This window comes from Saccharopolyspora sp. CA-218241 (assembly GCF_050954615.1).
Lineage (GTDB): Bacteria > Actinomycetota > Actinomycetes > Mycobacteriales > Pseudonocardiaceae > Saccharopolyspora > Saccharopolyspora cebuensis.
Map to the genome: position 1 here is coordinate 1,640,735 of NZ_CP191860.1, position 11,510 is coordinate 1,652,244.

12 protein-coding genes are annotated in these 11,510 nt (G+C 69.7%); 8 read left to right on the plus strand and 4 right to left on the minus strand.

What is annotated here, in order from left to right:
• Positions 1-342 precede the first annotated feature (342 nt).
• Positions 343-2,271, minus strand: coding sequence for an asparagine synthase (glutamine-hydrolyzing) (gene asnB / locus ACQP0T_RS08030; RefSeq protein ID WP_433873624.1), 1,929 nt, complete (start codon positions 2,269-2,271; stop codon positions 343-345).
• Between the two features lie 286 nt (positions 2,272-2,557).
• Here asnB and ctaC point away from each other — a divergent pair, with 286 nt between their 5' ends.
• From ctaC to ACQP0T_RS08045, 3 genes are all read left to right on the plus strand, one after another.
• Positions 2,558-3,472: an aa3-type cytochrome oxidase subunit II gene (gene ctaC, locus ACQP0T_RS08035; RefSeq protein WP_433871994.1), complete on the plus strand. Its 915-nt coding sequence runs from the start codon at positions 2,558-2,560 to the stop codon at positions 3,470-3,472.
• 63 nt (positions 3,473-3,535) lie between these two features.
• A complete protein-coding gene (locus tag ACQP0T_RS08040; RefSeq protein ID WP_345365142.1) occupies positions 3,536-3,934 on the plus strand; it encodes a cytochrome c oxidase subunit 4 in 399 nt (132 codons plus the stop codon).
• 85 nt (positions 3,935-4,019) lie between these two features.
• Positions 4,020-4,304 carry an Lrp/AsnC family transcriptional regulator gene (locus ACQP0T_RS08045; RefSeq protein WP_345365144.1) on the plus strand — a complete coding sequence of 95 codons (285 nt, stop codon included), beginning with the start codon at positions 4,020-4,022 and terminating at the stop codon, positions 4,302-4,304.
• Between the two features lie 209 nt (positions 4,305-4,513).
• Here ACQP0T_RS08045 and trpD read toward each other — a convergent pair whose 3' ends face one another.
• The 3 genes from trpD to ACQP0T_RS08060 all read right to left on the minus strand — a co-directional run bounded on the left by trpD (position 4,514) and on the right by ACQP0T_RS08060 (position 6,539).
• Positions 4,514-5,557 carry an anthranilate phosphoribosyltransferase gene (gene trpD, locus ACQP0T_RS08050; RefSeq protein ID WP_433871995.1) on the minus strand — a complete coding sequence of 348 codons (1,044 nt, stop codon included), beginning with the start codon at positions 5,555-5,557 and terminating at the stop codon, positions 4,514-4,516.
• Between the two features lie 73 nt (positions 5,558-5,630).
• Complete coding sequence (locus ACQP0T_RS08055) at positions 5,631-6,041, minus strand: hypothetical protein (protein WP_433871996.1); 411 nt, start codon at positions 6,039-6,041, stop codon at positions 5,631-5,633.
• A 102-nt stretch (positions 6,042-6,143) separates the two neighbouring features.
• On the minus strand, positions 6,144-6,539 hold the full coding sequence (locus tag ACQP0T_RS08060; RefSeq protein WP_433871997.1) for a hypothetical protein: 396 nt from the start codon (positions 6,537-6,539) through the stop codon (positions 6,144-6,146).
• Between the two features lie 127 nt (positions 6,540-6,666).
• On the opposite strand from ACQP0T_RS08060, the gene ctaE reads away from it, so the two are divergent.
• The 5 genes from ctaE (at position 6,667) to ACQP0T_RS08085 (ending at position 11,498) form a co-directional block, all read left to right on the plus strand.
• Complete coding sequence (ctaE, locus tag ACQP0T_RS08065; RefSeq protein ID WP_433871998.1) at positions 6,667-7,275, plus strand: aa3-type cytochrome oxidase subunit III; 609 nt, start codon at positions 6,667-6,669, stop codon at positions 7,273-7,275.
• Between the two features lie 65 nt (positions 7,276-7,340).
• Entirely contained in the window at positions 7,341-8,147 is an 807-nt protein-coding gene (gene qcrC, locus ACQP0T_RS08070; protein WP_433871999.1) for a cytochrome bc1 complex diheme cytochrome c subunit, read from the plus strand.
• On the plus strand, positions 8,144-9,286 hold the full coding sequence (gene qcrA, locus ACQP0T_RS08075; RefSeq protein WP_345365156.1) for a cytochrome bc1 complex Rieske iron-sulfur subunit: 1,143 nt from the start codon (positions 8,144-8,146) through the stop codon (positions 9,284-9,286). The genes qcrC and qcrA overlap by 4 nt, the downstream gene beginning before the upstream one ends.
• Entirely contained in the window at positions 9,283-10,947 is a 1,665-nt protein-coding gene (qcrB, locus tag ACQP0T_RS08080; RefSeq protein ID WP_345365158.1) for a cytochrome bc1 complex cytochrome b subunit, read from the plus strand. Before qcrA ends, qcrB begins: the two co-directional genes overlap by 4 nt.
• Positions 10,948-11,078: 131 nt before the next feature.
• Positions 11,079-11,498 carry a PPOX class F420-dependent oxidoreductase gene (locus ACQP0T_RS08085; protein ID WP_433872000.1) on the plus strand — a complete coding sequence of 140 codons (420 nt, stop codon included), beginning with the start codon at positions 11,079-11,081 and terminating at the stop codon, positions 11,496-11,498.
• The last annotated feature ends 12 nt before the right edge of the window (positions 11,499-11,510 follow it).

Consider the following 11,510-nt stretch of genomic DNA (forward strand, 5'->3'; position numbering starts at 1 on the left):
GGCCTGCTTGGCGGTGCGGGTGGCGGAACCTCAGCGGCCTTCTCGCTCCGGGCGCCCTTCTTGATGTATTCCAATACACGGCATCAGGGCGTCCTCGCGAGAAGGCCGCTGAGGACCCGCGGCGGTGCCGGCTGACGGCCTCACAGCATGCGGCTCCGCCGCATTCTCAAAGGACCCCCAACTCGGGCAAGGGTGCCCCTCACTCACGGTGCGATCGGGGGACGTTCGTTCGTGGACGGGCGTGTTGCCCGCTGCGGTCGCCGGTCGCGCGGCGCCGTCCGGTGCGGCTGGGCGCGCGTCGGACCCGCGGTGGTGCGGGGGCTCCCCGCACCACCGGATCGCTCAGAGCCGGACCGGGTAGTGCGGCTCGGGGACCTCGGGGGACAGCCGCCCCTCGATGAAGATGCCGTGCCAGAGCATGAACACCAGCAGCGCCCACAGCCGGCGGCTGTGGTCCAGCACGCCCGAGCGGTGCTCCTCCAGCAGCTGCAGCACGGCCGTCCGGTTGATCAGGTGGTCGGTCTGCGACTGCTGGATGATGTTGCGCGCCCAGTCGTGCATCTCGTCGCGCAGCCAGTGCCGGATCGGCACCGGGAAGCCCAGCTTGCGGCGGTCGAGCACGTGCGCCGGGACGACCTGCCGCAGCGCCTGCCGCAGCGCGTACTTGGTGGTCTCGCGGGTGATCTTCTGGTCCAGCGGGATGCCGCTGGCGACCCGGAAGACCTCCGAGTCCAGGAACGGGACCCGCAGCTCCAGCGAGTTGGCCATGGTGACCTTGTCGGCCTTGACCAGGATGTCGCCGCGCAGCCAGGTGAACAGGTCGACGTGCTGCATCCGGGTCACCGGGTCCCAACCCTCCGACTGCCGGTAGGCCGGGCCGGTGATGTCCCGGTGCGACACGCCCGGGTCGAAGCCGGTCATCACCTCGCGGAGCTGGTCGTCGCGGAAGATCCGGGCGTTGCCGTAGTAGCGGTCCTCCAGCGACAGCGCGCCCCGCCGCAGCAGGTCCTTGCCGCGCACGCCCTCCGGGATGGCGGTCGAGACCCGGCCCATCGCCTTGCGCAGCGCGCCCGGCACCTTCTCGAACGGGGCGAGGGACAGCGGCTCGCGGTAGATCGTGTAGCCGCCGAACAGCTCGTCGGCGCCTTCGCCGGAGAGCACCACCTTGACGTGCTGGCGGGCCTCGCGGGCGATGAACCAGAGCGGGACCAGCGCCGGGTCGGCGACCGGGTCGTCGAGGTACCAGACGATCAGCGGCAGGGTCTCCATCATCTCCTCGGCGGAGACGGTGCGGACCACGTGCTTCACGCCGATCGCCGCCGCCGACTCGGCGGCCACGTCCACCTCGGAGTAGCCCTGCCGCTCGAACCCGGTGGTGAAGGTGACCAGGTTCGGGTTGTGCTCCTTGGCCAGCGCCGCGATGGCCGTCGAGTCGATGCCGCCGGACAGGAACGAGCCGACGGTGACGTCGGCGCGCATGTGCTTGGCGACCGAGTCGCGCATCACGTCGACGATCTGGTCGTGCAACCGCTTGGCTTCGGCGTCGGTGCTGGCCGGCCGGGACCGGAAGTTCGGCTGGAAGTAGCGCTCCGTCACGACCTGCCCGCCGGGGGACACGGTGAAGGAGGTGCCCGACTCGATCCGGCGGATCCGGCGGTGCAGCGTCTCCGGCTCCGGCACGTACTGCATCACCAGGTAGTGCTGGAACGCCTTGTGGTCGATCTCCTCGTCGACGCGCAGCGTGCTGGCCAGGCTCAGCAGGCTCTTCTTCTCGCTGGCGAAGGCCACCCCGCCCGGTCCCGCGGCGTAGAACAGCGGCTTGATGCCGAACGGGTCGCGGGCGCCGAAGATCACCTTGCGCTCGTCGTCCCAGATCAGGAACGCGAACATGCCGCGCAGCCGGCCCACCATCGAGGTGCCGAGGTAGTGGTAGGCGGCGACGATCACCTCGGTGTCGCCGTCGGTGTTGAACTGCGCGCCGTACTGCTCGACGAGCTCGGCGCGCAGCTCCAGGTAGTTGTAGATCTCGCCGTTGAAGATGATCGTGTACCGACCGGGGTTCTGCGGCGTCCCCCAGGTCAGCGGCTGGTGCGAGTGCTCCAGGTCGATGATCGACAACCGGTTGAAGCCGAAGACGGCGTGACCGCCGTGCCAGGTGTCGCTCTCGTCCGGGCCCCGGTGGCGTTGACACGGCAGCGCGTTGGCCACGGCGTTAACGGCATAGCCGGCGTTCTCTTCAGTGGGACAGATCAGTCCAAGCAGGCCGCACACGCGTCCGGGCACCTCTCGAGTCGGCGGTGTCTTGCTCAACCCTCGTCGGGCATTCCCAGTATGCCGCGCCCGCCCACGGGGCGTGCACGCGCGGGGCCCCGTCCGGGTGGTTCGGCTGATCGCGGAGCCGTCTCCACGACGATCGATCGCAAGGTCCACCCCGAAGCAGTATCGCGGCTACATCTGGGCTAGGCTCCCCGGAGGATTCCGGCGGCAGGGCGGTTGTCCCGGACAGCCGCCCGCGAAGCCGCAACGGTGAGGTTTTTGCACGAGGAGGCGTCGCGCAGTGGGCCTGAAGGAGGGGACCCGAGTGCCACGGCTGGTCAAAGTCGCTGGGCTGATCGGCCTGGTTGGTGTCGCGGCCACGGGCTGCACGGCCGATGAGGTCTTGCGGTTCGGCTGGCCGGAGGGTGTCACCCCGCAGGCCGATTCGATGCGCCAGCTCTGGACCTGGTCCGTGATCGCAGCGCTCGTGGTCGGTGTGCTGGTGTGGGGGCTGATCTTCTGGTCGGTCGCCTTCCACCGCAAGAAGAGCGAGGACCTGCCGAGGCAGTTCCAGTACAACGTGCCGTTGGAGCTGGTGTACACGGCGGTGCCGTTCCTGCTCGTCGTCGTGCTGTTCTACTTCACGGCGGTGACGCAGAACTACGTGCTCGCCAAACCGGCCAACCCGGACCAGCGGGTGAACGTCGTCTCGTTCCAGTGGAACTGGGAGTTCAACTACCCCGAGTACCGCACGCCGGACGGACAGCCGGTGCGCACCATCGGCAGCAGCGACGAGATCCCGCTGCTGGTCCTGCCGACCGGCCAGAGCATCGAGTACACGCTCAGCTCGACCGACGTCATCCACTCGTTCTTCGTGCCGGAGTTCCACTTCAAGCGGGACACCTTCCCGCACCCGGACAAGAACAACCAGGACAACGTCTTCGCCAACACCATCGACCAGGAGGGCTCGTTCGTCGGCCGCTGCGCCGAGCTGTGCGGGACCTACCACGCGATGATGAACTTCGAGATCCGCGCGCTGTCCCCGGACAAGTTCGACCGGTACATGCAGCTCCGGACGCAGATCAACCAGCGGACCGGGCAGCCCTACACGGCGGCCGAGGCGCTGGAGGAGATGAACTGCGGCGAGCTGTGCACCCCGCACGCGGTGACCGGTGTTCCGTTCAACACCGACCGCACGGGCGGAGTGCCGTCGTGAGCGGTCATCAACCGCAAGTAGGGGTGCCCTCGACAGGGCGTACGGCGTGAGAGCGAGGACTCCATGAAGGTCGAAGCCAAGATCTTCAACATCATCACCATCTTCTTCTTCGCGTCCGCGATCGTGTACGGGTTCTGGGCCAAGGAGCCGGTGGGCACCGTGGCGCTGATCCTGGTCGGCGGCCTCTCGCTGCTGATCGGGAGCTACTTCTCGTTCGTCGCGCGGCGCATCGAGCAGCGGCCGGAGGACAACCCGGACGCCGAGATCAGCGATGGCGCCGGTGAGCTGGGCTTCTTCAGCCCCGGCAGCTACTGGCCGGTCGGCGTGGCGGCGGCGTCCGCGTTCGCCGGCGTCGCCCTCGCGTTCTTCCACGTGTGGATGATCGTGATGGCGATCGGCGCGGTGCTGATCACGGTCGCCGGCCTGGTGTTCGAGTACCACACCGGCCCGGACCACCACTGACGTGCTGATCGACGGCCCCCGAGTCCTCCGCGGCTCGGGGGCCGTCGGCGGTTCCCGACCCGTTCCCGCAGCAGGAGGTTAGCCCGTGATCACCGCGATCGTGCTGATCCAGACCACCGCCGACCGGCTCGCCGAGGCAGCCCAGGAGATCGCCGACCTCGAGGGCGTGGACGAGGTCTACTCCTGCGCCGGTGACGTGGACCTGATCGCGCTGCTGCGGGTCTCGCGGCACGAGGACCTGGCCGAGATCGTGCCGGGCCGGATCAACAAGGTGACCGGCGTGGTCGACACCGACACCCACATCGCGTTCCGGTCGTACTCCCGGAAGGACACCGAGGCGACCTTCTCCCTGGGCCTGGAAGAGGAGTAGGGACCGCGCGCCGAGCCGATGTCCCGCCGCCCCGGGTGCACCCGCGACCGCAGCCGTTCCGAAGTGACCGTTCACCCGCTGGAGCGATCGTCACCTGTCCGCACGGGTGAACTCTTCGGAGGTGAGGGGCGCTTTCATCCGAGTAAGCCGGATGAAGGTGCCCCTCACTCGTGGAACGGACGGGTGGTGTCGCGCGGGCCCGAGGGCGGTCAGGCCCCTTCGCGGAGCCGGGTGGAGCGGGTGGCCCAGCGGGTGAGGAGGTCGGCCGCGGCGCCGGAGTCGATGGTGTCGGCCGCCCGCTGGAGGTTGACGGCCAGTTGGGCGTGCAGGTCGTCCTCGGCGCCGTCGTGGGCGGCCAGGGCGCCCGCCGCGTTGAGCAGCACCGCGTCGCGCACCGGCCCCGGGGCGCCGCTGACGAGGGTGCGCACGACCGCCGCGTTGACCTCGGCGTCGCCGCCCTGGAGGTCGGCGGGCGCACCGCGCGGGATGCCGAGGCGCGCCAGCTCGACCCGTTCGGCGTGGACGGTGCCGTCGCGCACCACCCAGACGGTCGAGTCGTCGGTGGTGGTGAGCTCGTCCATCCCGTCGTCACCGCGCACCAGCAGCACCGAGGCGCCGCGGTCGGCGAAGACCTGCGCCATCACCGGGGCCATCCGCTGATCGGCGCACCCGATCAGGCCGGCCGAGGGGCGCGCCGGGTTGGTCAGCGGGCCGAGGACGTTGAACGCGGTCGGGATGCCGATCTCGCGCCGCGGCGCCGCCGCGAACCGCATCGCCGGGTGGAAGACCGACGCGAAGCAGAACCCGATGCCCAGCTCCTCGACGCAGCGCGCCACGCCCTCGGGCTGCAGGTCGATGGCCACCCCGAGCGCCTCGAGGACGTCGGCGGTGCCGCACTTCGAGCTGGCGGCCCGGTTGCCGTGCTTGACCACCGGGACACCGGCGGCGGCGACCACCACGGACGCCATCGTGGAGATGTTCACGCTTCCGGTGCGGTCGCCCCCGGTGCCGACGATGTCGACGGCGCGCCGGTCGACCTCCAGCCGCCGCGAGTGGGCGAGCATGGCGTCGGCCATCCCGCGCACCTCGGCGGGCGTCTCGCCCTTGGCGCGCAGCGCCACCAGGAACGAGGCCACCCGGGCGGGGGTCGCCTCACCGGTCATCACCAGGTCCATCGCCCACGCGGTGTCCTCGGCGGAGAGGTCGTCGCCCGCGACCAGGCTTCCGAGGAGTGCTGACCAACTACCCGACATGGTTCCCACGATGTTCCCGCTCCAGTGAAAATCCGGACCGCGGCACCCGTCCGCGGTGGGGCGGCGCAGCGCGCTACGCCGGAACGACCGACTTGCCCGCCGAACGCAGCACCTCGGCCACCGTCTCGGCCGCGGCGAGCGGGTCGAGCGGGTGGACCAGGACCGCGTCGGCCTGCGACCAGGTCGCGAGCCATCGGTCGTCCTTGCGGCGCACCGAGACCACGATCGGGGGGCAGTCGGCGATCTCGTTCTTGAGCTGCCGCGACACGCCCATGCCACCGGTCGGCTGGGCCTCGCCGTCGAGGATCACCAGGTCGGGTTCACCCCGGTCGACCGAGCTGATCACCTCGGCCACGGTGGCGGCCTCGACGTAGTGCACCCGGCCCAGGTCGGGCGCGGGGCGCCGCCCGACGGCCGTGATGATCGCCTCCCGCACCTCCGGGCGGTGGCTGAACACGAGAACGGTGGCGGTGGAAGTGCTCATCACGTGCTCCTCGCTGGTCGGCGCGCGCGGGACAGCCGCGGGGCGAACACCCGGATGCTATCGGCCGCGGGCGCCTGAGCAGTAGTCGCCCGGCCGATCCGGTCACCGCGCCGGTGGTTGCAGCGCGTCCCAGCCGAGGGCGGTGCCGCCGTGCCGCTGCGCCAGCCCGGCCATCCGGGACGCCTCCTGTGAGCAATGCAACGCATCGAGCCGCTGCACCCGCAGCGCCACGAAGCCGGCGCCGTCGGCCGCGGTGCGCTCGGACGCCGCGCCGCCCGCGCGCAGCTCCCAGCCGTCGGCGGCCAGGACGGGCCGCACGGCGTCCTCGGCGGCGGTCGGCAGCACCAGGTGGTGGCGCAGCACCGCAGGCAGCTCGGGTCGCCAGTCCGCCGCGCGGGCCAGCGCGGCGGAGGCGGCCTCGGTCTCGTCGAAGGACCGGGCGACCACCGCGAGGTCGGGATCGTCCGGGCTGATCACGGGCTGCTTCCGGGCGCGCACGGCGGCGAGTCGGTTCGCCCAGAAGGAGCGGATACCTTTCACAGTGTGTTACCTCCAGGAAGCAATCTGATCACCCTGCGGTAGAGGTCAGGACCCGAGGGCGCGAGCTGAAAACACGCGAGACATAATGCGTCGCGTGACAACGGCAGCGCCCTCAATCAGTCAACGCGTGCATTCGCTGAACCGCCCGAACATGGTCAGCGTCGGCACCATCGTTTGGTTGGCCAGCGAGCTGATGTTCTTCGCTGGGCTCTTCGCCATGTTCTTCACGGTGAAGGCGCAGAACGAGGGGCCGTGGCCGCCGCCGCCCACCCATCTCAACCTCGCCTGGGCCCTGCCCTTCACGGTGATCCTGGTGGCGTCCTCGTTCACCTGCCAGTGGGGTGTCTTCGCGGCAGAGCGAGGTGACGTCTACGGCCTGCGCAGGTGGTACACCCTGACGCTGGTCATGGGCACGATCTTCGTCTTCGGTCAGGCCTACGAGTACGTCGAGCTCGTCGCCAGCGGGACCACCATCGCGTCCTCCGCCTACGGCACGGTCTTCTTCATGACGACCGGCTTCCACGGGTTGCACGTCATCGGTGGGCTGATCGCCTTCATCTTCCTGATCATGCGGACGAAGATGAGCAAGTTCACGCCGTCCCAGGCCATCGCCGCGATCGTCGTGTCGTACTACTGGCACTTCGTCGACATCGTGTGGATCGGCCTGTTCGCCGTGATCTACCTCGTCCCGTGATCGGTGCTCCGCACGCGAGGCCGTGACCGAACCTCCCGAACCAGACAGCAAGGGTTGCCGCACTCATGACCACCAAGAAGCATCGGAACCGCGCGGGCTCCAAGTTCAAGCGGCGGGTCTCCGGAGTACTGGCGCTGGGCATCGCCCTGGTGGGGGCCGGCGGGCTGTACACCGTGGTGACGCCTGAGCCGCAGACCGCGCACGCGAACGGAGATCCGGCGCTGATCAGGCAGGGCGAGCAGCTCTACAACAACGCCTGCATCTCCTGCCACGGCTCGAACCTGCAGGGCGTCGAGGCCCGGGGCCCGAGCCTGGTCGGCGTCGGCGAGGCCGCGGTGCACTTCCAGGTGTCCACCGGTCGGATGCCGATGGTCCGCCAGGAGGCCCAGGCGCCGCGCAAGCCCCCGAAGTTCGACCCCGAGGAGATCGACGCCCTCTCGGCGTACGTGCACACCTACGGCGGTGGACCGGAGTCGCCGGAGAAGACCGGCGAGGCGCTGCGCGGCGACGACCCGGCGCGCGGCGGCGAGCTGTTCCGCCTGAACTGCGCCTCCTGCCACAACTTCACCGGCCGGGGCATCGCGATGTCCTCCGGCAAGTACGCGCCGGACCTGGATCCGGCCACCGAGCGGCACATCTACGAGGCGATGCTCACCGGCCCGCAGAACATGCCGAAGTTCTCCGACCGGCAGCTCACGCCGGACGAGAAGGAAGACATCATCGCCTACGTCAAGTCGGTGACCGACGGCAACAACAACCCGGGCGGCAACGATCTGGGTGGGTATGGTCCCGGCCCCGAGACCGTCGTCGCGTGGGTCGTCGGGCTCGGCGCGCTGATCGGCCTCACCCTGTGGATCGGAGCCAGGGCATGAGCGAGCACAACAACCAGGACTACACCGAGGCCGAACTGGCCGAGATGAGCCGGGACGAGAAGGCCCGGCTCGGGCTGGCCCTCGACGACGTCGAGCTGGTCGAGTACCGGGACAACTGGCCGGTCAAGGGCACCCGCGCCGAGCGCCGGGCCGAGCGCATGGTCGCCGGCTGGTTCGTGCTCGCCGGGCTGTCCGCGCTGGCCTTCATCGCGGTCTTCCTGTTCTGGCCGTGGGAGTACCAGGACCCGCTGGCCGACGAGCGGGCGCACTTCATCTACTCGATGTACAACCCGCTGATCGGGTTCTTCCTGGGCCTGTCCATCCTCGCCGTCGGCATCGGCGTGGTGCTGTACCAGAAGAAGTTCATCCCGCACGAGGTCGCGGTCCAGCAGCGGCACGACGGCCACGGCCCGACCGAGGGCTCCTCGGAGGTCGACAAGCAGACCACCGCGGCCCTGCTGGCCGACGCGGGCAGCCGCAGCGGCATCGCCCGCCGGTCGATGATCAAGCGGACGGCCGGCTTCGGGGCCGGTGCGTTCGGCATCGGTGCCGGGGTGTTCGCCCTGGGCGGCATGGTCCGCAACCCGTGGGCCGAGGAAGGCCCGGAGTCGCTGCTGCACACCGGCTGGATGCGGGTCAACGGCGAGAAGACCTACCTGCGCCGCGACACCGGCAACCCGCACGACGTGTCCCTGGTCCGGCCGGAGGACATCGACGCGGGCGGCTTCGAGACCGTCTTCCCGTTCCGGGAGTCGATGCGCGAGGACGAGCACGAGCTGATCTCCTCGATGCGCAAGGGCGACGCCCCGGTCATGCTGATCCGGCTCCGCCCGGGCAGCGCGCCGATCAAGCGGGAGGGGCAGGAGAACTTCCACTACGGCGACTTCTACGCCTACTCGAAGATCTGCACCCACCTCGGCTGCCCGACCTCGCTGTTCGAGCAGCAGACCGGCCGCCTCCTGTGCCCGTGCCACCAGTCGCAGTTCGACGTGGTGAACACCTACGCCAAGCCGGTGTTCGGTCCCGCGACCCGTGCGCTGCCGCAGCTGCCGATCACGGTCGACGAGGACGGTTACTTCGTGGCCCGGGGCGACTTCGTCGAACCCGTCGGCCCGGCCTACTGGGAGCGCAACTCATGAGTTCGATCACGACGCCCACGAAGCCGGAGAGCGCGGCGTACCGCAAGGCGGCGCACGCGGCGAACGAGCTCGACAGCCGGTTCCGGATGGCCCCGGGCATGCGCAGGCAGCTCAACAAGGTCTTCCCGAACCACTGGTCGTTCCTGCTCGGCGAGATCGCCCTCTACACGTTCATCCTGCTCATCGTCACGGGCACCTACCTGGCGTTCTTCTTCGACCCGTCGATGGCCGAGGTCGAGTACCAGGGCGTCTACACCAACCTGCGCGGTGTGGAGATGTCCAAGGCGTTCGAGAGCTCGCTGAACATCTCCTTCGAGGTGCGCGGCGGTCTGTTCGCCCGCCAGCTCCACCACTGGGCGGCGCTGCTGTTCATGGCGTCGATGGTGGCGCACATGTTCCGGATCTTCTTCACCGGTGCGTTCCGGCGCCCGCGCGAGACGAACTGGACGATCGGCATCGCGCTGTTCGTGCTGGGCATGTTCGAGGGCTTCACCGGCTACTCGCTGCCGGACGACCTGCTGTCCGGCACCGGTGTCCGGATCGCCTCGGGCATCACCATGTCGATCCCGGTGGTCGGCACCTGGGTGCACTGGATCCTGTTCGGGTCGGAGTTCCCCGGCACCGAGCTGATCCCGCGCTTCTACATGTTCCACGTGTTCCTGCTGCCCGGCCTGATCCTCGGGCTGGTGGCCGTGCACCTGGCACTGGTCTGGTACCAGAAGCACACCCAGTTCCCGGGCGTGCGGCGCACCGAGAGCAACGTCGTCGGCGTCCGCATCATGCCGGTGTTCGCGGTCAAGGCCGGTGGCTTCTTCGCCATCGTGACCGGTGTCTGCGCGGTGATGGCCGGTGTCTTCCAGATCAACCCGATCTGGAACCTCGGGCCGTACCTGGCCTCGCAGGTGTCCGCGGCGTCCCAGCCGGACTGGTACATGATCTGGACGGACGGTTCCAGCCGGTTGTGGCCGGCCTGGGAGGTCTACCTCGGACCGTTCACCATCCCGGCGCCGTTCTTCCCGACGGTGCTGTTCATGGGCCTGATCTTCACGGTCGCGGCGATCTACCCGATGCTGGAGCGCAAGCTGTCCAAGGACGACGCGCACCACAACCTGCTGCAGCGGCCGCGCGACGTCCCGGTGCGGACCTCGCTGGGCGCCATGGCGATCACTTTCTTCATGGTGCTGATGATCACCGGCGTCAACGACATCGTGGCGTTCAAGTTCGACATCTCGCTGAACGCGATGACGTGGGCGGGCCGGATCGGTCTGCTGATCCTGCCGCCGATCGCGTACTACATCACCTACCGTCTGTGCCTGGGCCTGCAGCGCTCGGACCGGGAGGTGCTGGAGCACGGCGTGGAGACCGGCATCATCAAGCGGCTGCCGCACGGCGAGTTCATCGAGGTGCACCAGCCGCTGGGCCCGGTCGACGACCACGGCCACCCGGAGCCGCTGCCCTACCAGGGCGCCGCGGTGCCGAAGAAGATGAACAAGCTGGGCGCGGCCGGTCAGCCGGTCGCGGGCAGCCTGCTCACCCCGGACCCGGTCGACGAGACCGCGGCGCTGGAGCGGGCCCGGCACGAGGAGGACGAGCGCGAGCGCGCCGAGCAGGGCGAGCGCGAAGGACTCCCGGCGGGCGGCGGCCAGCAGGCCACCGAGTGAGCTGAGCGTTCGGGAGGGCCCGGCATCCCCGCGGGGGTGCCGGGCCCTGGCGTTTCCGGGGGTGGCGCTTCCGGGTGAGGTTCGGTGCGGCGACCGGCGCCGCCTCGCCGGACCGCACTACCGTCCCCCGCATGACCTCGATCACCGATGACGAGATCCGCGACTTCCTGTCGCACGGCACCCGCACCGGGATGCTCGGGTTCACCGCCTCCGACGGCCGCCCGCTGGTGGCGCCGGTGTGGTTCGTGCTCGAAGGCGACGAGCTGGTGTTCAACACCGGCAAGGACACCGCCAAGGGTCGGGCCATCGCCCGCGATCCCCGGCTGGTGCTGTGCGTGGACCTGCCCGCGCCGCCCTACGGGTTCGTCCAGGTGCAGGGCACCGCGCAGACCTCGGAGGACGTCGGCGAGCTGGCGCGCACCGCGACCACGATCGCCGCCCGCTACATGGGCCCGGAGCGCGCCGAGGAGTTCGGCCGCCGCATGCCGGGGGAGCTGGTGGTGCGGCTGCGCCCGGAGAAGGTGCTGGCCGCCCTGAACATGACGGCCTGAGCGCTCCGAGAC